Source organism: Xanthocytophaga agilis (genome assembly GCF_030068605.1).
Lineage (GTDB): Bacteria > Bacteroidota > Bacteroidia > Cytophagales > 172606-1 > Xanthocytophaga > Xanthocytophaga agilis.
Map to the genome: position 1 here is coordinate 1 of NZ_JASJOU010000006.1, position 24667 is coordinate 24667.

Consider the following 24667-nt stretch of genomic DNA (forward strand, 5'->3'; position numbering starts at 1 on the left):
ACGCGTTACGCACCCGTGCGCCACTGGTATTGCTACCCGTTCGACTTGCATGTATTAGGCCTGCCGCTAGCGTTCATCCTGAGCCAGGATCAAACTCTCCATAGTATATGAAGTTTTGTCCTTTATTGCTAAAGGACAGTGTCTGTCCCGATAACTCTCTTATTAAAGGAATCAAGTTGATGATTTGCTCGATTAGCTACTTTTCTCAAAGTAACCTTTCTGCAAACCTTACCTTGCTTTATTTGCTTGCTATCTTTTGCTTCAATCACTCAAAGAACTTCTCTTCCACTTTTGGAAGATAGACCTAGTTAACCAGGTATTACTTCTTGTTCACTCTCAAAAAAACCTGTATAAAATTTGGTTTTCTTATTTTGGACTCTTACTTTTACTTTACCACTCTTGTCTTTTCTTCTTTCAGAATCGGGATGCAAAGGTACGTTTCTTTTTCTTTTCTGTCAAGCGTTTGTGAAAATTTATTTTTTTTATTTTTTCACTACTTGACTTCCTTACTGCCTCTATCCTTTACTTTATCCTACTTCTTCTGTTTTTATTTCTTTCTTCGCCTTGTCAGCGAATCGGGATGCAAAAGTAGAAGTTGTTTTTGATTGCTGCAAGAAAAATCTAAAATTTATTTTCTTCTTTTTTTTCTTACGCTGCTCGTCTTTGACTCTTTATTTGCGAGCAGGGTTACAAAAGTATATACCCCAATCCTTTTCTCCAAAATAATTGTGAAATATTTTTCTGCACAGACTAAATGAAAAATAATAACTAACTGTTTTTGGGCTTCTTATATATAGGAACAGTACTACAAGGCTCACCATACATAATACTTTGTACAATTGGACGTAATAATCTGGTAATTTCTACATAAGCATATGAAGGTATAGGTAGATCACCACACCCTTTTACGACAACTTTAGCATTTATATAATTTTCAAGTGTGATTTTTGAAAGTGCATCCTGAAACAGAGCTTGCTCCAAACTTTGAAGATCTCCAAAAACAACTTTATTAGCATAAGGCTCAAGATAACTAGTAAGAAGCATATAAGCCCACACTGGAACGATAGCATCTTCAGAACATAGAATGGCTACATTCTTCCCACTATAGATGCTCCAGTCATGTTCTTTAAGAAATTGGCGAAAATCTTTTTCTTTTAATATTAATCCCTGAAACAAATTATCTTTTAAATCATATATTATCCTCTCCCCTGGATGATAATAATCTGCTAGATCTAATGTAAGTAATCCACTATTAGCAACTCGATTTACAATCTCTGCTTCTGCATCCATAACCAGTTTCTTTATTTTATGATAAAGGTTTAGTACTTACAAATTCTTTTAAATAAAAAGGCTCAAATGTTTCAACATCCTCTACTTGGTTGGTCTGAAAAAATTTCCAGGCAATCTCCCCTACATATACTGCTGAAGGGATAATAGTATCTATAAATATGGCATTTGGATGGGTTATCTTATCTTTACACTTTATAGCTCCATCACCAAAAAAGAGTATTTTCTTATTAACTAAGAGATCAATAAAAGAGTTCTCATCAATAATCTTTGCTTCAACAGGTGCAATAACCTCTCCCATTCTATTATATATAGCACAAAACACTTCCATTCTTCTGGCATCTATCATGGGACAAAACAGATATTCACTCATAGAAAAAAAGCGTTTTACATCTTCTGTCATTACCTCAAGTGTATTAACAGCTAACAAAGGCACCTGCAATGCATAACAAAGTCCTTTGGCAGTAGCAATTCCTATACGCAACCCTGTGTATGAACCAGGTCCTTTCGCAACAGCAATGGCCTCTAAATTATTCAAGCTATATCCCAAATCTTTTATTATCTGTTCAATTGCAACTGTCAATATCTGTGATGTGGCCTTTTCTACTAGAAACTGAGAAATCGCAAGTAATTTACCAGATTGGTGCAATGCCACAGAACATGCTTTGACAGAAGTTTCGATACTTAAAATGAGGGCCATATCCAGAAAAGATAAACACTTGAAACTACAACATAAGAGTTTATGAAGTTGTTAGGTCTAAAAACAAAAACCACATCTTCTAAAGATGTGGTTTGTAGGGCTCCCGAAGCTGGGCTCGAACCAGCGACCCTCTGATTAACAGTCAGATGCTCTAACCGACTGAGCTATTCGGGATTAACAGGGCTGCAAAACTAATAAGAGGACCTATATTTGTCAAGAGGTAGCCCTGTTTTTTTTAATATTTTTTCTTGCCACAGCCACGAAAACCAGACAAATGCCTAATAAACAAATACTTATGCGTTAAAAAAAATTACATATTTTTTTATAGTCCAGTCTTTCCTCTACTGAAAATTGGAGTTCTTTCTTGCTTTTCATTCTTCTTATCGGTAGATTACTTACTACTTCATGTATAGACTTTATATCACTTTATTCATAAATGCTATAAACTTAACTATTCATTTATTCTTATGTATATAATTAGAAGATAACTATACACGTTTAATGAAATGCGAGCTTTAGTAGATTAAACTCCGCAATTGGTTTTATTATCCATCCTATTTTCTTTTTGCCTGATGAATCTGCGTTTATATATTATTAGTTTGTTTTTGTCCTCTCTATTAGGGGGCGTTGTGGCATTAACTGGTTATAAAATGCTATTTCCTGAAATCGAAAATGAGACAATTGAACAAAAGCAGAATCGTTTTTTTGCATCCCCTGTATCTAATCACAAAACTGATACCTCTTTTTCTGTGAAAGTACCTGATGGACTTAATTTCGTATATGCCGCAGAAAAAGTAAAGCCCGCAGTTGTACATATTAAAACAAGATATGAGCAGTTGAGTATCTCTTCACCTGAAACTGGCGACGAGAATGAGGAAGGTTCTGATGATTGGTTTCATGACTTTCATGGTTTTGATGGACCATTCAAAGGATCTATTCCTAGAGAGTCTGCAGGATCAGGAGTAATTATCTCACCAGATGGCTACATTGCAACTAATAACCATGTAATTGAAAAAGCCTCTGAGATAGAAGTTATTCTGGAAGATAAACGTAGTTATAGTGGTACTGTAATAGGAACAGATCCTACAACTGATCTGGCATTGATAAAAATTGAAGAAGAGAATCTTCCTTTTGTCAGATATGGAAATACGGATCAATTACATGTAGGTGAGTGGGTTCTTGCAATAGGTAATCCTTTTGATTTAACCTCTACTGTTACAGCTGGTATTATAAGTGGAAAAGGAAGGAACATCAATATATTAAAAGACAAAGACAATCTACAAATTGAGTCCTTTATTCAAACAGATGCTGCTGTAAATCCTGGTAATAGTGGTGGAGCGTTAGTTAATCTGCGTGGGGAGCTTATGGGGATTAACACAGCCATAGCTTCAAACACTGGTATATCACAAGGATATTCATTTGCTGTTCCTGTCTCACTTACCAAAAAAGTAATGGATGATTTGCTTCATTATGGCTCTGTACAGAGAGCACTATTGGGTGTACATATTCGGGACGTTGACGCAAAAGAAGCAAAAGAGAATGGCCTAAAACAAGTAAGGGGAGTTTTAGTTGAGGATATAAATGAACAAAGTGCCGCACAGGCTGCAGGTATCAGATCAGGAGATGTCATCTTCAAAATAGATAATTATGCTATTAATTCTATGACAGAACTACAAAGTATTGTAGGTACTTATCATCCTGGTGACAAGATAGCTGTGTGGGTTGAACGAGAAGGACAAGAACAAAAAACATGGGTTACATTACGTAATAGTAATGGAAATACCTTATTGCCTAAACCTAAATTTGCTAAAACAATAAATATATTTGGAGCCGATATGGCGCCGGCTAGTTCCCAGGAGAAAAAATCTTTGGGCATTGGCAATGGGGTAAAAATTGTCCGAATAGCAGATGGTCGTATAAAAGATGCAGGGATACGGGTAGGTTTTATCATTACTGAAATGGATAGTCAGCCAGTAAATTCTGCTGAAGAAGTTTTTAAAATTATTAACAACAGTCAGCGTGCTATAGTAGTAGAAGGAGTATTTCCAAATGGTACTAAAGGCTATCATGCAATAGCTCCCTAGAGCTGTCTTAAGTTACAGGAGTCATTCCAAAATGTAAGGACAAGACTCCTGTAAAGCTGATTTTTTATCTGCGCAGAATTTCGTGCAAACTATTTTTTAGCAAGGGCAAGGCAATCTCCTCCATCAATGAGTAGATTGAGTTTTATTGATAGCTGTTTTGCCTTTAATCACAACTCCGATCATTTTTGTTGCTGTGTATAACTAATCACAGATTTTATTTTGACCGGAACTCCGCTCACTTTGTCTCTTGTGCATATCTCATGGCAAAAAAAATATCTGATCGGAATTCACCGCAAGCAAATAGCTGTAGTAAACTATGCGCAACAAAACTTTTGCCATGAATTAAACGCAAATCTTTCTTTGATGTGAATCCAGTACATATTGCTCAGGCAGGCGATTCTCTGGTTAAAATTTGGGATGAATCATGTATTTTTGACAACCTAAAATTTATTTTATTATTATTCTACTATCAAGCTTATTTATCTTATGCAGGATTTTTTGAAACAATTGAATATAGATTCTCATAACCCAGCATATAGTACTGGTTTAAAATGGGGTCCCACTTTATCTAATCAACAAAAGGAAATATTATCTCCTGTCGATAACAAACTCATTGCCTCAGTACAATGGGCTACACCAGATGAATATAATCATGTGGTTCAAACAGCAGAAGCAGCATTTATACACTGGAGACAGATACCCGCCCCCAAAAGAGGAGAGATAGTACGTCAGATTGGAGATGAGCTTCGTAAACATAAAACGGCTCTTGGTCGTTTGGTCAGTTATGAAATGGGAAAAATTTACCAGGAAGGATTGGGCGAAGTTCAAGAAATGATAGATGTGTGCGATTTTGCTGTTGGTCTATCCAGACAATTGTATGGATTAACAATGCATTCAGAAAGGCCTCTCCATCGTATGTATGAGCAATATCATCCATTAGGGATCGTTGGAATTATTTCTGCATTCAATTTTCCTGTTGCTGTCTGGTCATGGAATGCTATGTTGGCTGCAGTTTGTGGAAATGTTTGTATCTGGAAACCATCTGAAAAAACTCCCTTGAGTGCTATTGCCTGCCAGCGGATTATAAGCAAAGTGCTTACAGAAAACAACTTACCAGAAGGGATTTTCAATCTGATATTGGGAGATGCAACTATTGGACATAGTCTTGCATCAGACAAACGAGTTCCTCTTATTTCAGCCACAGGTTCTACTCGGATGGGACGAAAAGTTGGTGAAACTGTTGCCAATCGTTTAGGAAAATCATTACTGGAACTTGGAGGAAATAATGCGATCATCATTACTCCCAATGCAGATCTGGAAATGGCAATACGAGCCGTAACTTTTGGTGCTGTAGGAACATGTGGCCAGCGTTGTACATCTACAAGAAGATTAATTATACATGAATCAATCTATCAAACAGTTGTAGAGCGGTTAGTAAGTATCTATGTTAAATTACCTATTGGTAATCCATTGGAGGATGGAGTCCTTGTAGGACCGCTTATTGATAAACAGGCTGCTCAAAATTTCACTCAAGCACTTAATGAAGTAAAGAAAGCAGGTGGTAAAATCCTGGCTGGTGGAGAAATTTTATCAGGAGAGAAATACAGTACAGGAACTTATGTAACACCAGCATTAGTAGAAGCACAAAATGATTATGCAATAGTTCAGGAGGAAACATTTGGGCCTATTTTATACCTTATTCAATACAAAGGTAACCTTGAAAATGCTATAGCAATTCAGAATAATGTACAGCAAGGCTTATCCTCTGCTATTTTTTCACTTGATTTGCGCGAAGTGGAGATTTTCCTGTCATATGCGGGCTCGGATTGTGGTATCGCAAATGTCAATATAGGCACTTCTGGTGCTGAAATAGGAGGAGCCTTCGGAGGAGAAAAAGAAACTGGTGGAGGTAGAGAATCCGGCTCTGATGCATGGAAAGCCTATATGCGTCGTCAAACAAACACTATTAATTACAGCAACGAACTCCCTCTTGCTCAAGGCATTACATTTGAAGTATAATACTTTTTTAAGTATATGGTCAAAATTTAGAGGGAGAAGGCTGTCTTTTATTCAATAAAGTTCTCTCCTTCCCCTTTTAATCATTTCACCTATATTCCAATAAAGTATTTGTGAATCAGATGAATAAATGTATAGATATTACCTCTTTTTTGTAATTTCCTTGCAATTAATGTTTAAAAAACCATATTTTTGAAAAAAAAGCACCCACTAATTATCTGACTATCAACAATATAAATATTAACTTTATTTTTAGGTAATTTTCTCACCTTGTAATGATTTGGCAAAAATTAAACTTTGGAATTGTTACTGAATATTATACCTTGTAACCGATTTTAAACCAAGACGCATTAAAATAGTTTTTATTATGGCAGAAAATACTCAGAGGTTCAACACCATTATGTTGATTGACGACAATGAGATTGATAACCTCATAAACCAGAAGATTATTGAATCGGCAGGTATTGCCAAGCATATTTTTACCCATACTGGTGGAAAAAGTGCAATCGAGTTTTTGAAGAATATGGAAAAAATTGCTGCCGTAACTAATAATGTAACCTTGCCTGAGTTAATTTTTCTGGATATAGATATGCCCTTGATGGATGGCTTCCAGTTTCTGGATGAATTTGAGAAATTATCAAAAGAGACTAAAGAATATTGCAAAATCGTGATGCTCACTTCTTCAATAAATCCACAGGATATGAGCAAATCCAAGAAATATGATTATGTAAAAAAATACGTAAATAAACCTCTCACCCAGGATAGTCTGAAAAAATTAGGAATCTAAAGACAGTATCCTGCCAGATACAAAACCCACCTGTATTCAATATGAGTACAGGTTTTTTTATTGATAGCTATTTTTTACCTACAAATACTATATATCCAAATTCCTTTACAAGACAAGTCGTATGCAAATACTTTCTCAAACAGCATTTACTAAAAAGACGATAGGCACTACCATTTTTTTACTATTTGTCCTTATTTGTTGCATTATAACAGCAACAGATGGCGGTGACTTTGATGTATATTTGGATTCAGCACGGAGGTTAAAAAACTTTGAAAATATTTATCAGCCTCCTTTCTTCAAAGGCCTTCAATATTATTATAGTCCTTTTTTTGCCTTAGTATTAAGTCCTTTTTCTTCTCTTCCTTTTATTATTTCCGAAACTATATGGTCTCTTCTCTCAGCATTTTGGCTTTATCGTATTTGGCAATTATCCACTACTTATTTTGATAAAGAGATTCTTATTCAAAAAAACAAATTGAGATGGGTATTGTTAGCATTCTTCTTAATTGTACGTTTTATTATGTACAACTTTTCAATGATTCAGGTAACAATATTCTTATTATGGGCAACACTTGAAAGCCTTCATTTATTCAAAGAAGATAAATATATAAAGGGAGGTATATTATTGGGTATTGCAACAAATATAAAATTGCTTCCTATTCTATTTTTACCCTATCTTTTATTTCGTAGAGAATTTAAAGGTTTTACTGTAGCAATTATTGTTTTTCTGTGTTTGCTCTATCTGCCTGCAATCTTTTTAGGTATTGAATACAATCAATTTCTGTTAACTGAGTGGTGGAAAATTATAAATCCTTCAAATAGTGAACATACTATTGAAGCCGGACTTGGTGTCCATAGCTTATCCAGTTTGGTTCCTGTATATATTACTGATACAGTAGGTGGACTTCCTATTAAACGTAATTTTATTAATCTTAGTTATGAGGTCACACAGTTAGTATTAAATTGTGTAAGATTACTTTTTGTAGTATTTACACTCGTATTTCTCCGAACACTTCCATTTAAAAAAAACGTGGCTGTCTTAAAAGATTACTGGGAATATACATATCTGTTCATTTGCACTCCACTATTGTTTCCTCACCAGCAAAAATATGCATACATTTATTTGTTTCCCGCTATTATTTATCTCCTTTATTATTTTATAATACATTTTCAATTTCAAAGAAGCAAAGAGATATACTTCCCTTTGGGAATATTTATTTTAGCATCCTTTTTCTTTACACCAATAATTGGGAGCGATATCATTGGAAGATACATTTACGATGTATTGCAGCACTTTCAAATTCTTACTATAGCTGCCATTCTTCTCGTTCCAGCTTTGCTTATGTGCCCTCCATCTAAAATAGAATCATTAGTTAAAAACTGATAAGTTGTACTTGATTATATAAAAGACCAAAGCCTCTAACTTTAAAGCAGTTAGAGGCTTTGATGTTAATAGGAATAACAATAGTCTTTTATGAAGATAATCTTGCAACAAAGCTTTCATCCATTTTAATCAATGTAATCACAGTAAAACCTTTTACATTGATTTTTTGTAATTTATCAATTAATCCACGAATCTTAGCAGCTTTTCCGTTTTTGCTATCATATAAGGAAGTCTTCATAATCTTAGTAAAAACAAGCATATGCTCACACTCATCTTTACCCATAATCCGAATCTGACGCTGGATACTATTAAGAAGCTGACTAAATAATTCATAATCATTCAGCAAACAATATTGCAATGCTAGCAGCAACTTTACTTCCAAATGGGCAATTGGGTACTTCTTCAAACTCATTTCATTCAACAGATTATTAACCCAACGCGCTGCCTCATCATATTTTTTAGAGTAATAACAGCAAACAGCTCTATATACTACATATCCTGTATACTTTGGTAAGTCATAGGCATCGGCTTCATAATCCTGGAATAAACCTTCGTTTTCATCATACATCGTCTGCTCTGTATCCAAGCGAATATGGCGCTGTATCTTAGTGAATAGGAATTGTGCCGGATATGTATATAAACTGTAGTTGGTTAATAACGTACTAGCAGCATCGTTTACCTCGTCAAAGTATTTTTCAGCTTTCTTATATACCTTATAGTGTGTATAGTATTCCAGTTTTAAAAATTCGAATACTAATTTCAAGTGATAGTATACTGTATCCAGATTATATTGCTGGAATATCTTTTCAACATTATTCAATACGTCTTCAATTGGCTCCTGATCATCGTCCAGATCTTCTGTATTTTCCACAAACAAACGATGGAAAATACTCATACAGTTCTGATACACATACAAACGGTGTGATTGATACAACTTACACACGTTTTCCATCTCTTTGTTGAGGTAAGTCAACTCTAGTTTCTCAGTCTCTGTACCAGAAAGAGTATAGTTACCGTATTTTTTGAAATACTCTGATAATAAATCTTCAGCTTTATCTATGGCCAACATGTAGGCCACATGACGGTTATAACTTTGAGAGTAATTGTAGAAGTCAGGCGAATTGATGTGTAATTTTTTAAGACTTTTATAAATAATCGTTAATTCGTTAGAAAGATCATAGTCCAACAATTCTTTCTCTAGTTTCTTTAGTGTTGCTACGGCAATAGCCCTCTTTTTTGTAAAAAGGATTTCAGTAATATTGGCAACTTTCTTCAACAAGTCTGTACGCGGACTCTCCATCTGTTGAAGAAGATATTCTTCAATTTTTTGATTCAGGCGTGAACGCAACGTATAATACGCATTGGTATTTACGTCAAGTTGTTCCATAATCTTACTATCAGACAATTGTTTCTCACGCATGAACTTTAGAAGGTAAGCTGATTTTTCAGCATTACTTGTCATCAACTGGTTATAGATGGCATCGTAATCTTCCGGAGACAATTGCTTGATAATATTTTTGAGCTTTGCCATAGTAATTAAATTAGTAAAAACGTATGTTATTAGGAGTATTGTTTATCAGGTTCGGATGTAAACGTCTTCAATAAAAGTATGTAAATAAAAAAGTATTTCCGGCCTGAGAAACCATTAAATCAGCCAATATATTGATAAAACATTATATTTTAATGAAAGACTTATCTATTAGTATATACAAACATCTTGTTTTACAATAAGTTATAATTTTGCGATCCAAGTATACTAATTTTTTTTTATTATTTATTCTCTCTCTGTTTTTTATCAAATCTGTCTTAGTCATACCTGCTATCTGTTAACATTTACTACATCTTCCTGACTTTTTCTGTTTTGTTTCTGAAAGTTAATAAGTTCATAGGCGTTTGTGCAATTATCACCTCTAAGGTTACTTGTAAGAATATTTTTTTTCTTTCTATTCTATCAGGTATTTCAAGCAACTTTTTACAAAAAATCATTATTTCAATACATCTCGTTTTTGCGATAACTGTAAAAAATAAGTTACCCCAAAAAAGCACTATTTATAGTACAAACATAACAAAACTAAGTCAGAACTTTGTTTTATTCATTTACGTTCTTGAGGAAAATAAACACATTTTTTTGAAGAGCTAGTACACCATCTGTAAAAACCACTCATTGACTTCAATAAAATACCACAAGTATGACTGCTTTACGTTTAAGATCTATTTAACAATAGATTTGTAAAACCGTTGATATTAACTAATTGAGGTATGTTTTCCTTGCTCTTATCAAGCAGCATTCCTCTTTCTTTTATAAATTTGTAATTTCAATCTACTATTTACGACATTGAAGAGTAAAGATTTTCTTCAGTTATACCGCGAAGACAGTCTGATACAGACTATTGAAAGATTGTTCGCATATAATATTCAAAATCCCGTGCATTTGCAATGCAAAGGGATAGTGGGAAGCCTCGACGCAGTATTGGCAGTAGCTTTATATCTTAGAAAGCCACAAACTCATCTATTTATCTTACATGAGAAAGAAGAAGCCGCTTATTTTCTAAATGACCTTCAAAATTTACTGCCAGATAAAGAAATTCTGTTTTTTCCAACCTCATATAGAAAGCCATATCAATTTATAGAAACGGACAATGCCAATATACTCCGTCGAGCAGAAGTACTGAGTCAACTGAGTATGGGAGGCCATGAGCTTATTGTTACCTATCCGGAAGCACTAACAGAAAAAGTAATTAGTCAAAAATCACTGGTACAAAATACTTTTGTCGCACGTGTAGGTGAAAAACTGGATACCAATTTTATTGCTGAATTCTTGCTTAGCTATGATTTTGATAAAACGGATTTCGTTTATGAAGCTGGACAATTTTCTATTCGAGGTGGTATTGTAGATGTTTTCTCTTTTGCAAATGATCTCCCCTATCGGATTGAATTGTTTGGTGATGAAATTGAAAGTATACGTACTTTTAATCCTGATACTCAATTATCTGTTGCAACCGCATCACAAGTATCTATCGTTCCTAATATACAAAGCAAGATAATAGTTGAATCAAGAGAAACTTTTTTGAGCTTTCTTCCTAAAGATGCTGGAATTTGGGCAAAGGATATAGAGCTTACATTAGAAGTAATTGATAAATATTTTGAGAAAGCAACTGAAACATATGAAGCAACCAAAGAGCCCAAGCTTATTTCAGAACCAGGAGAATTATTTGATACCCGACGCAATTTTCTCAATCAGCTAAAAGAAAAACGTGTTATTGAATTCGGGAAAAAATTTTATTTCAAGAATGCACAAAAGATAGAATACCCTGCTTCTGCTCAACCATCCTTTAATAAAGACTTTAATCTCTTAGCAACAAACCTTCAGGATAACCTTACCCATGGTTACGTCAATGTCATTGCAGCAGATTCAATCAGGCAACATGAACGCTTGAATACTATTTTCCAGGAAATCAGCCCTTATATTAATTATCAATCTCTGAACCTTGCCTTTCGGGAAGGGTTTATAGATCATAATATTAAAATTGCCTGTTATACAGATCACCAGATTTTTGATCGGTTCCATAGATACAAGGCAAAAGAACGATTTTCTAAATCAAAGGCAATGACCCTACGGGAATTGCGGACTTTGCAGCCAGGTGATTATGTCACACATATTGACTATGGTATTGGAAGGTTTGCCGGATTGGAAAAGATAGAAGTGAATGGCAGCCAACAAGAAGCGATCAGACTTGTATTTAGAGATGATGATCTCTTATATGTGAGTATTTATTCGCTTCACAAAATATCAAAGTATACAGGTAAGGATGGCAATCCCCCACAGATGAGCAAACTTGGCTCACCAGAATGGGAAAATAAGAAATCCAGGATCAAGAAACAGGTCAAGGATATTGCCAAAGAACTTATCAGCCTGTATGCCAAACGCAAAGCAGCACCTGGGTTTGCCTATTCCAAAGATAGCTTCTTACAAGCTGAACTAGAATCTTCTTTCTTGTATGAGGATACGCCAGATCAAGCCAAAGCTACTGCAGATGTGAAGAAAGATATGGAGCAGGCTCATCCTATGGACAGGCTTGTATGTGGTGATGTTGGTTTTGGGAAGACAGAGGTTGCTATTCGGGCAGCATTTAAAGCCGCTACAGATGGTAAACAAGTAGCGGTACTGGTACCCACTACTGTACTTGCCATGCAGCATTACAAAACATTTAAAGAACGACTTGAAAAGTTTCCTGTTCGGGTAGAATATGTCAATCGATTTAAAACTACTCAACAAATCAAGGAAACACTACAAAAAGTAGCGGATGGCAGTATAGATATTCTCATAGGAACACACCGGCTTGTAGGAAGTGATGTTAAATTTAAAAACCTGGGACTCCTGATTATTGATGAGGAGCAAAAATTTGGTGTCAAAACCAAAGATAAATTAAAGGAAATGCGAGTGAATGTAGATGTACTCACATTGACAGCAACTCCGATTCCCCGTACTCTTCATTTCTCTTTGATGGGAGCCCGTGATCTTTCTATTATCGCAACGCCACCACCAAACCGCCAGCCGGTAACTACAGAAGTTCAGACATTTAGCGAGGAAATGATTCGTGATGCGATCAGTGAAGAACTACGCCGGGGAGGTCAAGTGTTTTTTGTTCATAATCGTATTAACGATATAGTTGAACTTGGCGATACTATTTTACGATTAGTTCCTGATGCAAAAATTGGTGTAGCTCATGGGCAGATGGAAGGAAGTAAACTTGAAAAAACCATGCTTAAGTTTATAGATGGAGAGTATGATGTATTACTTTCTACCAATATTATTGAATCTGGCCTGGATATTCCAAATGCGAATACTATTATTATTGATAGAGCTCATCAGTTTGGATTGGCAGATCTTCATCAGATGCGCGGCCGTGTAGGCCGAAGCAATCGCAAAGCCTATTGTTACCTGTTAACTCCTCCTCCTTCCGCACTGAGTTCTGATTCGAGAAAAAGACTACATACTCTTGAGGAATTCTCAGATCTGGGAGATGGATTCAAAATAGCAATGCGAGATCTGGATATTCGCGGAGCGGGAAATCTATTAGGAGCAGAGCAGAGTGGATTTATTTCAGATTTGGGCTTTGAAACGTATCATAAAATATTAGACGATGCTATTCAGGAATTGAAGGAAGAAGAGTTCAAAGAGCTCTTTGCGGATGAAATCAATGTAAAAGAATTGATAACTGATTGTGTCATTGAATCTGATCTGTCTATTATTATTCCGGAGACCTATGTACCCAGTATTTCAGAAAGACTAAACCTCTATTCACAACTGGATAACATCAAAGAGGAAACAGAGTTGGAGAAGTTTACAACCGAAATAATTGATCGATTTGGACAGATGCCAGAAGAAGTAAAAGATCTAATTGAAATGGTCCGGCTTCGATGGATAGCAGAGAGATTAGGTTTTGAGAAACTAACCCTGAAAAACGGAACTATGAAGGGTTATTTTGTCCCTGCAGACAACGAAAAATATTTTAAGTCTGATGTTTTTGGTAATATTTTACATTATATTCAACAAAATCCAAGAAAGTGCAGACTCAAAGAGGCAAAGGACAAACTCATCCTAATATTTGATGAAATCAAATCTATTAGTCAGGCTAAGGAGATATTATCTGTAATAGATGAAAAAGCTAAAATGGTTATATAGTTTAACTCATACAATATCTTTTTCTCTATACCTTTACTATCCATTCTAGATACAGAAAAATCAGACGATCATTTGTGTTTCAGAAAAATATTGGATACAAAAAAGGCAATATCAGGCAGGTAATATTCGTTCCATTGGAGATTAAACAAAACGTCCATCCGACTATGCTGCAATTTTTGTAACAAAATCTTAAAATTGCACGTCTTAGGAAGACTAAATTAACTATAGATTCCGTTAATCTATGTAACAAAACCGTATTTTTGTCTGGACTCTATTTTGACTATATAGTCAGCTCAAATAGCAGAAACAGATTGATTTACGATAAGTTAAGGTAAGATTCCAATTTACCTCTGCTCTTTTTTGATAGATGTGATTGGTTTGGAAAAATAGAGGCACCCTATCTGCCAAAATTTATTTTACGGAATTTTAATTTTTATTACATACATCGATTTTCTTTCGGTAATCAATTTATTATTCCACGAAAACCGTGCATTTTCGTAGCAGAATTAAAAGTGTATTTAATAGTTGTTGTATCATATAGATTCTCTTATAATTAAAAGTTATCTGGATCCTAGAAATCTGATGAGAAACAATTCTGAAAATAAGTGTTTAATATAATTCATTATTTAACAAAAAACAGGTTATGAATAAGCTCTGGCGTTCAACTACACATGTTATGTTGGCAGGTTCCCTGCTGCTAGCATTAGCATCGTGTAAGAAAGACAAGTATCCTACGGCAGCGAACCCTGGCCAGGAAAGTACGGCGACTGGCCTTGCATACAATGAAGATGATGGTTTTCAAGTTCCGGACTTTAAAGGACAGCCTCAAGGTCCAAACCTTGTATTCATTGAAGGTGGACGCTTTGTAATGGGTTCAGCGGAAGAAGATTTAACCAATTCACACGATAATATTGAAAGAACCGTCAGTGTACAATCTTTCTGGATGGACGAGACAGAGATCGCCAATATTCACTGGTTAGAATACTTATATTATATTCAAAAAGACTCTTCTGAAGAATTTTACCAATCTGCCCTACCAGATACAACAGTATGGACAAGCGAACTAGCGTTCAATGACTCGTATCGTGATCACTATCTTCGTTACCCTGGTTTCCGTTACTATCCTATTGTAGGTGTTTCATGGAAACAAGCGGTAGATTATTCTACATGGCGTACCAACGTTGTAAACAAAAAACTAGCTGAAGATGCAGGTATCGAGCCACCTTCTGATGGTGGAGGACGTATCCCACTTGAATCAGGTGTAGTTCTTCCAAATTATCGTCTGCCATCTGAAGCGGAATGGGAATATGCAGCTTACGCTTTAATTGGAGTTCAGTATCTTGATGAAAACCAAACAAACAAACGAATTTATCCTTGGGATGGACACGCACTGCGTAACCCTTATGGCAAACAAATGGGACGCTTCCTAGCAAACTTTAAACGCGGTCGTGGCGACTATGCTGGTATCGCAGGCAAGCTAAATGATGCAGCGTTGATCACTAGCCAAGTATATGAGAACCCACCAAACGATTTCGGTTTGTATAACATGGCAGGAAACGTAAATGAATGGGTATATGACGTATATCGTCCAAACTCTTATCAGGATTTTGATGATTTGAACCCACTTCGTCGTAGTGGTTATTTGGATAAAGCCGATAATTATGATAAGAAAAACAACAACTCTCTGATTGATGATCAAGTACGGGTTTACAAAGGAGGTTCTTGGAAAGATGTGGCATATTGGTTATCACCAGGTACTCGTCGTTATTTGGAAGAAGATTCAGCAACAGCAACTATCGGCTTCCGTTGTGCAATGATTAATGCAGGTTCTAACCGTTAATAAAAAGAAAAAATGTAAAAAGCCTCCGCTCTCGTGGAGGCTTTTTTGTTTCTGCCTATCCAATCTCTTCTCATTTAGACAAAGACCACTATGTTTTCTTTCTTATTTAAAAAGAAGCCAGAAAATACCTATATCAGGCATTCAGATAAAACCTGGGAAAAGAAAATACATAAATATGAGGCTCTTTGTGAATTATTGGAACAGGAGGTCTATCCCATTATTGTTGCATTCTTTCCTAAAACTATACAGGAAGTAAAAAATGTATTGGAGAAACGAGGATTGGCCTTTACACATTTGGAAAGTCTTCAGGAGGATTTACATGATGAAAAAGCAATTTTATTGCTTTCAGCTGATCTCCTTGCACATCCAAACATTACCAAGGTACTTGGTGCTATCTCAAAAAATCTGACATTCCACTTTGCAGAACACTATCCTAAATGGAGTGTAGAATACAACTGTTTATTTCAATTAAATAATTTTAAGGAAAAGCCTGTTGTACAATTTTATAATGCATTGGAGGAGCCTTTTTTCATTAAATTTGGAGGAGAGCGAATAGCAGAATTATTAACAAAATTTGGCCTTACTGAAAAAGAATGTATCTCTCATACAATGATAGATAACTCTATCAAAAATGGTCAGCAGAAGTTAGATAAAAAAGTTGAGATTGAAGTAAAGGCATCCTCTGCAGAAGATTGGTTTAATAAGAATATTCACCCATTTTAGCCACTTCAACTCTATTTCTATTTATCATGTATGTATGATTGGTATTCTAGCCATCAATGAGATTGAACAAAGCTTTGGTCACCAGAAAAAGTGAACAAAAGTATAGTCAAACTTCAAACTGACCATTATTCGAATATTTTTGTGAAGTGACCAGAATTATGGTCAAACAAAAAAAGTGATTCGATTTCTGTTCGTTTTTTACTTTGGCTAACAAACATGTGTTACCTTCTTTTATTGAAAGACTGAACAGAATTTTATAGTAACTATTGTGCAGCTGCCAAACAAGCAATACTTACTTCTTTACACTTTGCTTTTTGCAACGTTAAGATACAGGACTCCAGCGTAGAGCCAGTGGTCACAATATCATCCACTAACAAGATTCGCTTATCTCTCACAGACTCATAATCTGCTACTTCAAATATATCTTTAGTATTTTCATACCGCTCCATTCTACTTAATTTTGTCTGGCTAGAAGTATGAATATTTCGTTTCAAAGCAACCGGATATGCAGCAACCCCCAATTGCAAAGACAGGCCTGTCACAATAGGATCACACTGATTATACCCTCTCTTTTTTAACTTTGATGCATGCAGCGGTACAGGTATGATACTATCAAATTCTGTATGATATTCTCGTTTTCTTAATTCACTTCCATACCACTTACCCAAAAGTATACCTACATCCTTTTTCCCATTATATTTCAAATGATGTAAGACATTCTGTACCTTCCCTCCTTTTGTAAACTTTAAAAACGCCCAGGCATATTTAACATTTACCTTTCCTGCAAACCGTTGCATCAATGCATTATTTGGATCATTGTGGTAATTAGTTAAAGGTAAGTGATACCTGCAGTATAAACAAATCTGTTTTTCATTCTTTAAAAGACTTCCATTACACATAAGACAATATTCAGGAAAGATCAACTCCAGGAAATCTTCGAACAAACTCATAGCTATTATATGTTATAATGTATTATCCAACAAATTCTCATTAAAATAGCAGTACATTGTGTACATTCGCAACCCAAATTCTAAGAAGAATATTACAACATAGACATAGATAACTTTTTTTATTCATTTTATTCCAAATATATATGGCAGATCCACTTGTAGAAGAATTCAATGCATACCGAAGCCGGATGAACGAACAAATATCTGGCGCAAAAAATCTAATCATTAATAGATTGTTTAACCTGGATACAAACTGCTATGAACCGGGTACTGTAGATGTAGTAACAAAAGAAATGATTGGGTTAGCATGTTCTATGGTATTACGATGCGACGATTGTGTAAAATACCACCTGGGAAAATGCCACGAACTGGGAGTTACAGACCAACAGATATTTGAAGTATTTTCTATTGCTAATCTAATAGGTGGTACGATTGTCATACCACATCTTCGCAGAGCAGTAGAATATTGGCAAGCATTAAACAAAAACTGAGCTCTGATATATTATGGAAGATACACTTGAAGTACAATGGGATCAACTCCTCACAAAGCTGGAACAATCTATAGGTAAACGACCCGCTGATTTAAATGGGGTATTATTTTTAATTGGTGTTCAGGAACTAGGCAAAGGGGTATTACATTTTACCAAAGAACAGAAACAAGACCTAATGCATATAGGTATATGTAAGGTACTAAGTCAAGTTGGTTATTACGAATTTGATTATAGAGATACCGACGGATGGCCACATTGGAAACTAGTGCAAAGACTTCCTTTCTCTGATCTATTATCTCAGGAAAAAATGCTTAAAGAGTATGTGATTAACTATTTCCAGAATGAAGTGGGTATATAACTAATTTGTTTAGTTACCTTTTTATTCTGTTTAATGGATGGATATTAAAGCCCATCTTTTATAAATAGTATAGAGACAATTAATAACCAAGATTCAAAGATAATTAGTTATTGAAGTCTCCTAGTTTGTTTATAGGCAGTTTTGGAAAAGATATTGTAACACCGATTCCTTATTTGTATGTAAAAGGAAAATATGTACCGCATTCCCTTTTATGAAGATTATATCTTTTAATATCAATGGATTACGATCAGGCTTGCAGAAAGGCTTTCTGGAATGGTTAAAGAAAGAACAACCTGATATCATTTGTTTGCAGGAAGTAAAATTTGATACACCTGAACACCTTAACCCTTTATTTGAAGGATTAGGCTATACCTATACCCATTGGTATCCGGCACAAAAAAAAGGATATAGTGGAGTAGCTATTCTAGCTAAACAACCGGCTCTTCAGATCATTCAAGGAAGTGGAATGGAGGAATATGACATAGAAGGACGTATACTCCGCTTTGATACAAAAAAGTTTTCTCTAATTAATGTATATGTACCTTCAGGCACATCTGGAGAAATACGCCAATCATTTAAGATGAAATGGCTAGATCACTTCAAACAATATGTTGTATCTATTCAGCAAGAGCAAAATAAACCGCTTATACTTTGTGGAGACTTCAATATTGCTCACCAGGAAATTGACATACATAATCCTAAAGCCAATCAAAAATCTACAGGTTTCTTACCTGAGGAACGTCAATGGGTAAGTGAGTTTCTGGAAGCTGGTTTTGTAGATACCTTTCGATATAAGAATCCTCAGAAGCAACAGTATTCATGGTGGACTTACAGAGCTAATGCCAGAGCCAAAAACCTTGGATGGCGCATTGACTATTTCTTTGCCAGTAGATCAATTGAAGCCAATATACAGGAAGCTGAATTATTAACAGACATTTGTTTTTCAGATCATTGCCCAATTATGATCAAATTGGAGGTTTAATTTCTTAAACCCTTTGAACCTTTCCCAGGTTTATTAATTTTGCTATCTCAGCAAAATTGAATCTTTTTATGATCAAAAACTTTTCTGTTTATATTTTAATTCTTTTTATCATTGCTGGATGCAGACAAACCAGAGATGAACTTATCTTAGTGCCGGCGGCAAAAGGCAATAGTTATTATGGTGGTATCCTTCGTCTTAGTAAAACAGAATATATCCACACACTTTATCCTCCTTCTATCACAGATCCTGTTTCTGCTCAAGTAGCATCCATGATATATGAGGGGCTATTTAAAACAGATCCAAAAACATTGGAAGTAATACCTTCGCTGGCAGAATCTTATGAAGTAAACAGTGACAGCACTATTTATACATTCCAGATCAAAAAAGGAGTTCGCTTTCATGATGATCCCTGCTTTCCTAATGGTAAAGGAAGAGAACTGAAAGCAGGAGATATCGTTTATAGTCTTATTCAATTGTGCATAAAATCTGCTGATAATCAAGGATTCATGCTATTCAAAGACAGATTAAAAGGAATTAATGAATATTTTGCAACTTCAGATAAAAACAAAAAACTTATCATACCGGAAGCAATCAAACAAATTGATGACTATCATTTCCAATTAATTCTGGAAAAACCATACCCGGATATATTATTTCAGTTGGCTAGGCCCCAGGCTTTTATTTATCCTATTGAAGCAATCAATAAATATGGAACTGTAAGACCTAAAGCAGTAGGGACTGGGCCATTTATGCTTACAGAAGTTGAGCGAGAAATCTCTATCAACTTATCTCGCAATCCGCACTATCACAGACATGATGCTCCAGGCAATCAACTTCCTTTTTTAAGTCAAATAAACATTCAGTTTATTCCTGATAAACGTTCGGAGCTGGCAGAATTTAAAAGTGGCAATATCCAAATGATGTATCATTTGCCACCAGAACAGTTTATTGAAATAATGAAAATCGAATCAATGGAAAATAAACCAGAAGGATGGGAACATTCTATTCTTGTTAAAAAACCTGAAATTATTACTCATTATTTAGCATTTAATTGTGCAGATAAATTCTTTAAGAGTCCATCTCTCCGTAAAGCCTTTGCATATAGTATAGATAAAACAACTATTTTAAGTACTACACTTAATGGTGAAGGACTAGAAGTAGCAGAACATGGCCTTATTTCACCAGCTTATCCCTCGTATCCAGCGAAGAATGTTAATGGAATACCTGAACGGCAGGATTCGGCACGAACTCTTTTAGAAGAATCTCCTATCCCATCAGAAAAGCCAACTCTGGCCTTCTACCCTGATGGGTCCCGAAATACGCTTGTAGCCATTGCGATTGTTGATCAGATTAAGAATACATTAGGCATAGAAGTAAATTTACAACCAATGCCGTTAGCCAGGCTTCAAGAAGCCTTAACAGAGGGAAAGTTTACCATAGTTTTATTATCTAAAACACCAGACTACGCGAAACCTATAAGTTTCCTGGAAAATTTTTATAGCAGAAATACCATTAGTTATGAAGGGAAAACATATCCTAATGTATTTCAATACCAGAGTAAAGTATTTGATGAATGGTATCAAAAAGCCTTGGTTGCGAGACAAGCTACTGAAGCAAATGCAGCAGTGACTCAGGCAGAACAACATCTGATAAATGAGGCAGTAGTTATTCCATTATGGTACGATGAAAAATATATGTTACTCAAAGACAATCTAAAGAATATTCCTTCTCACCCATTAAATATGGATGATTTTTCTGAGGTATATTTTACTCCTGAAGCACCTGTAGAAGAGAAACCTAAAAAGTAAAATCCCTGATTCTTTTTTCACAAGAGAAATAAAAACATTGCAAACTGTAATGCTTTTATTTCTCTTGTTTTTTTTGCCCAAAAAAACTACCTTTTCTCTTTGTTCGTTATTTTAGTAGATACGACTAAAATTGAAAGTATCTATAGTTAAAACTACATGTACCTATACTGAAAAATCTTCCTAATCATATATTATTATATAAGAAGCTATGAATATCCTTTTGCAAAAGCTGACAGCTTACAAGAAAAAATATTACCGTAATCTTTTAATCAGAGGATTACTGCTTGGAGGATCACTTATACTGACGACTTACCTGATTGTAAATACGGCAGAATTCTTCGGTCGTTTTAATCCGATAATGCGAGCAGGGTTACTATTTACATTTTTAGGAATAACAGGGTATGTATTATATCAGTACATCATTGATCCTGTGCTAAAACTCAACAATATGAGTAAACCAATATCCAATGAAGAAGCCGCTCGTCAGATTGGCAAATATTTCACCAACATTGATGATAAGTTACTCAATACCATTCAGCTTCAAAGTTTAAGTACTTCTCAAAACCAATTATTACTGGCAAGCATTGATCAGCGGACGCAACAACTTAGCGTTATTCCATTTACTGATGCAGTTGATCTTAGCCAGAACCGCAGATATTTACGTTATATAGCCCCTCCTGCCCTCATCATATTACTTATTCTTGCTCGGTTTCCCAAGTTCTTTACAGATAGCTCTCAACGAATCGTCAACTTTCGAAAAGTATATTTGCCAGAAGCCCCATTCTTATTTGAGTTAAAGAATAAAAATCTGGATGTTTTCAAAAATGAGGATCTAACTGTTACTCTTCATCTGGAAGGAAATTCATTGCCAGAAACAGTTTACTTATATACGAATGGGCGTAAACAAAAGATGAATGCAATTGATGCCAGAAACTTCTCATTTACGTTCAGTAAAATACAGAAGGCTTTTGATTTTCATTTTGAGGCAGCAGACTTTCAATCTAACGGATACGAAGTTCATTTAATCCCTCGTCCAAGCCTTGAGATATTTTCGGCAAGATTAAAATACCCTGCCTACCTAAAGCGCACAGACGAAACATTAAATAATGTAGGCAATTTATTAGTGCCAGAAGGTACTCAGATACAATGGGAATTCAAATCAGCAGATACAGATAGTTTGCTTGTTACCTTTGGCAATGAATCTAATCCAACGATTGCCGAGCAACCATCAAAAGAGACATTTTTATTCTCTACTAAAGCAAGCAAATCGGAAAATTATCAGGTTAAACTTAAAAATCGTTTTGGGTCTAACAAAGAAGATATCAATTATTTCCTGGATGTGATTCCAGATCAGTATCCTAAAATTACATTAGAGAGCTTTAAAGATACGACTCTCTTCAATTATCTTGTATTTGGAGGAAATATCGCGGATGATTATGGTTTCTCCAAACTTGCTATTGTGTATAGCGTTATTCCTACAGATGAAGAAAACAGATCACAACACACAGGAACTATCCCATTAAATCTTCAAGCCAATCAAACTATTCAGAACTACTATCACCAATGGTCATTGGAAAAGCTACAATTAGCTCCAGGAGACAAAATCCAGTACTATGTACAAGTATGGGATAACGATGGCGTAAATGGTCCTAAAGCAGCAAAATCACAGGTATTTACCTTCTCTATTCCAACTGATAAACAACTGGAAGATAATCAGGAGCAACTATCTAAACAAACCAGTTCGAAAATCAGTAGTGCATTAACAAAAGCATCCAAATTAAAGAAAGAGATAAATACATTAGAAGACAGGTTAAAGACGAAGAAACAACTGGACTTCCAGGATAAAAAACAAATTGAAGAAGTACTAAAGAAAAGACAAGAGTTAAATGCTGAATTAGAGAAACTGCAGGAACAAATGAAAAGTCTGAATCAGCAGCAAAACCGCTTCTCGGAAACGAATCCCCAATTAATGGAAAAAATGGATCAGTTACAGAAGCTAATGGATAACCTTTTAGATGAGGAAACCAAAAAGCTTTATGAAGAATTAGAAAAGCTACTGGAAACAAATAAAAACAATTTCAATCTGCTAGATAAACTCAGCCAGAAGGAAAATACATTGGAGAAAGAAATTGAAAGAGCACTGGAGATGTTTAAACAACTGCAGTTCGAGCAAAAAATGGACAAGCAGATAAATGACTTAAAAGAGTTAGCTCAAGAACAACAGAAACTGGCGGAAAAGACTGAAGATACAAAAAACAATAACTCTAATGACCCTCAACAAAAAGAGTTAGAAAAAAAACAACAAGACCTCAATGAGAAGTTTGAAGAACAAAAACAAAATCTCGAAGAGTTAAAAGAAATGGATAAAGAGCTTGAGCAGCCTACAGGCCTTGAACAAATGGATCAGGAGGGACAGAAGGAGAAAGATATATCAGAAAAACAAAAACAAAGTTTAGACCAGCTTCAGAATAATCAAAATAAGAAAGCCTCCCAAAATCAAAAAGATGCTGCGCAGAAAATGGAGCAGATGGCAAAAGAGATGGAACAAATGCAGGGAGGTATGGAGATGGAGCAAAATCAAGAAAATCTGGATGACCTGAGAGACATTTTGGAAAATCTGATCACATTGTCATTTGACCAAGAAAAACTTATGAAAGATTTTAGAAATGTAAATCTTTCAGACCCCAGATTTCCAAAATTAGCCCAAGAACAGTTGAAATTGAAAGATGATGCAAGAATTATAGAAGATAGTCTGTATTCGTTGGCGAAACGAGTTTTTCAGCTCGAATCCTTTGTAACACGTGAAGTGACTGAAATGAAACAACACATGGATGAAAGTACAAGAGGTATAAAAGAAAGGCGTCTGAGCCTTGCCACTGGCCAGCAACAACTTGCTATGACATCTATGAATAACTTGGCATTGATGTTAAATGATGCGTTGAAACAAATGCAGGAACAAATGAAAAATGCGAAGGCAGGAAAAGGCAAACCAAAGCCTAATAAAAAGCCCCAGCCTGGCATGAGTGAATTACAGCAACAATTAAATAAGCAAATACAAGATCTAAAACAAAGTGGAAAGTCAGGCAGACAACTTTCCGAAGAATTAGCAAAAATGGCAGCTCAACAGGAGATGATCCGGAAGGCATTACAACAAATGGAGAAGAGCCGAAATGAAAAAGGAGAAAAACCAGGAGGTATGGATGAATTGTTAAAGAAGATGGAAGAAACAGAAAAAGATCTGGTAAATAAAAATTTATCGCAAGATATGCTCAAAAGGAATCAGGATATTGTAACACGTTTGTTAGAAGCCGAGAAATCACAGCGAGAAAGAGATGAGGATGAGCAACGAAAAGCCGAGCAAGCAAAGGATGCAAAGCCTTCTGTTCCTCCGGCTTTTGAGCAATACATCAAGAATAAAGAAAAACAAATTGAGTTACTAAAAACCATCCCTCCTGCCCTATCGCCTTATTATAGAAAAGAAGTAGATGAGTATTTTAAAAAGCTCGGTGGTTCAACAAAATAAAAGAAGAGCTCTCATTCGAATGAGAGCTCTTCTTTTATACCTTTTAAT

Annotated in this window: 16 protein-coding genes, 1 tRNA gene and 1 rRNA gene; 12 read left to right on the plus strand and 6 right to left on the minus strand. The window is 35.3% G+C overall.

Annotated elements, in window-relative coordinates; genetic code table 11:
- The 4 genes from QNI22_RS18105 to QNI22_RS18120 all read right to left on the minus strand — a co-directional run.
- Window positions 1-105, minus strand: a 16S ribosomal RNA gene (locus QNI22_RS18105); the annotation flags it as partial.
- 663 nt (window positions 106-768) lie between these two features.
- The gene (locus QNI22_RS18110) at window positions 769-1290 is read right to left on the minus strand and encodes a DUF2480 family protein (RefSeq protein WP_314512772.1); all 522 of its coding nucleotides are present in this window, start codon (window positions 1288-1290) and stop codon (window positions 769-771) included.
- A 16-nt stretch (window positions 1291-1306) separates the two neighbouring features.
- Window positions 1307-1987 (minus strand): tRNA (adenosine(37)-N6)-threonylcarbamoyltransferase complex dimerization subunit type 1 TsaB, encoded by a 681-nt coding sequence (gene tsaB / locus QNI22_RS18115; RefSeq protein ID WP_314512774.1) that lies wholly within the window; start codon window positions 1985-1987, stop codon window positions 1307-1309.
- 100 nt (window positions 1988-2087) lie between these two features.
- A tRNA-Asn gene (locus QNI22_RS18120) sits at window positions 2088-2161 on the minus strand.
- Window positions 2162-2637: 476 nt separating this feature from the next.
- On the opposite strand from QNI22_RS18120, the gene QNI22_RS18125 reads away from it, so the two are divergent.
- The 4 genes from QNI22_RS18125 to QNI22_RS18140 all read left to right on the plus strand — a co-directional run bounded on the left by QNI22_RS18125 (window position 2638) and on the right by QNI22_RS18140 (window position 8258).
- Entirely contained in the window at window positions 2638-4071 is a 1434-nt protein-coding gene (locus QNI22_RS18125) for a trypsin-like peptidase domain-containing protein (RefSeq protein WP_314512776.1), read from the plus strand.
- A 486-nt stretch (window positions 4072-4557) separates the two neighbouring features.
- Entirely contained in the window at window positions 4558-6090 is a 1533-nt protein-coding gene (gene amaB / locus QNI22_RS18130; protein WP_314512778.1) for an L-piperidine-6-carboxylate dehydrogenase, read from the plus strand.
- A 364-nt stretch (window positions 6091-6454) separates the two neighbouring features.
- Window positions 6455-6874, plus strand: coding sequence for a response regulator (locus QNI22_RS18135; protein WP_313981585.1), 420 nt, complete (start codon window positions 6455-6457; stop codon window positions 6872-6874).
- A gap of 121 nt (window positions 6875-6995) precedes the next feature.
- The gene (locus QNI22_RS18140) at window positions 6996-8258 is read left to right on the plus strand and encodes a glycosyltransferase family 87 protein (RefSeq protein ID WP_314512780.1); all 1263 of its coding nucleotides are present in this window, start codon (window positions 6996-6998) and stop codon (window positions 8256-8258) included.
- A gap of 88 nt (window positions 8259-8346) precedes the next feature.
- On the opposite strand, the gene QNI22_RS18145 is transcribed toward QNI22_RS18140, so the two are convergent.
- Window positions 8347-9789, minus strand: coding sequence for a hypothetical protein (locus QNI22_RS18145; RefSeq protein ID WP_314512781.1), 1443 nt, complete (start codon window positions 9787-9789; stop codon window positions 8347-8349).
- 804 nt (window positions 9790-10593) lie between these two features.
- Here QNI22_RS18145 and mfd point away from each other — a divergent pair.
- The 3 genes from mfd (at window position 10594) to QNI22_RS18160 (ending at window position 16507) form a co-directional block, all read left to right on the plus strand.
- On the plus strand, window positions 10594-13944 hold the full coding sequence (mfd, locus tag QNI22_RS18150; RefSeq protein ID WP_314512782.1) for a transcription-repair coupling factor: 3351 nt from the start codon (window positions 10594-10596) through the stop codon (window positions 13942-13944).
- Between the two features lie 643 nt (window positions 13945-14587).
- Window positions 14588-15784 carry a gliding motility lipoprotein GldJ gene (gene gldJ, locus QNI22_RS18155; protein WP_314512784.1) on the plus strand — a complete coding sequence of 399 codons (1197 nt, stop codon included), beginning with the start codon at window positions 14588-14590 and terminating at the stop codon, window positions 15782-15784.
- Between the two features lie 90 nt (window positions 15785-15874).
- Window positions 15875-16507, plus strand: a complete 633-nt coding sequence (locus QNI22_RS18160) for a hypothetical protein (RefSeq protein WP_314512786.1) — start codon at window positions 15875-15877, stop codon at window positions 16505-16507.
- 263 nt (window positions 16508-16770) lie between these two features.
- Here QNI22_RS18160 and QNI22_RS18165 read toward each other — a convergent pair whose 3' ends face one another.
- Entirely contained in the window at window positions 16771-17457 is a 687-nt protein-coding gene (locus QNI22_RS18165) for a ComF family protein (protein ID WP_314512788.1), read from the minus strand.
- A 143-nt stretch (window positions 17458-17600) separates the two neighbouring features.
- Here QNI22_RS18165 and QNI22_RS18170 point away from each other — a divergent pair, with 143 nt between their 5' ends.
- From QNI22_RS18170 to QNI22_RS18190, 5 genes are all read left to right on the plus strand, one after another.
- Complete coding sequence (locus tag QNI22_RS18170; protein WP_313992364.1) at window positions 17601-17948, plus strand: carboxymuconolactone decarboxylase family protein; 348 nt, start codon at window positions 17601-17603, stop codon at window positions 17946-17948.
- A gap of 13 nt (window positions 17949-17961) precedes the next feature.
- Window positions 17962-18306 (plus strand): hypothetical protein, encoded by a 345-nt coding sequence (locus tag QNI22_RS18175; RefSeq protein ID WP_314512789.1) that lies wholly within the window; start codon window positions 17962-17964, stop codon window positions 18304-18306.
- 211 nt (window positions 18307-18517) lie between these two features.
- A complete protein-coding gene (locus tag QNI22_RS18180; RefSeq protein WP_314512791.1) occupies window positions 18518-19288 on the plus strand; it encodes an exodeoxyribonuclease III in 771 nt (256 codons plus the stop codon).
- 68 nt (window positions 19289-19356) lie between these two features.
- Window positions 19357-21096 carry an ABC transporter substrate-binding protein gene (locus QNI22_RS18185; RefSeq protein WP_314512793.1) on the plus strand — a complete coding sequence of 580 codons (1740 nt, stop codon included), beginning with the start codon at window positions 19357-19359 and terminating at the stop codon, window positions 21094-21096.
- A gap of 208 nt (window positions 21097-21304) precedes the next feature.
- The gene (locus tag QNI22_RS18190; RefSeq protein ID WP_314512794.1) at window positions 21305-24619 is read left to right on the plus strand and encodes a DUF4175 family protein; all 3315 of its coding nucleotides are present in this window, start codon (window positions 21305-21307) and stop codon (window positions 24617-24619) included.
- Window positions 24620-24667 lie beyond the last annotated feature (48 nt).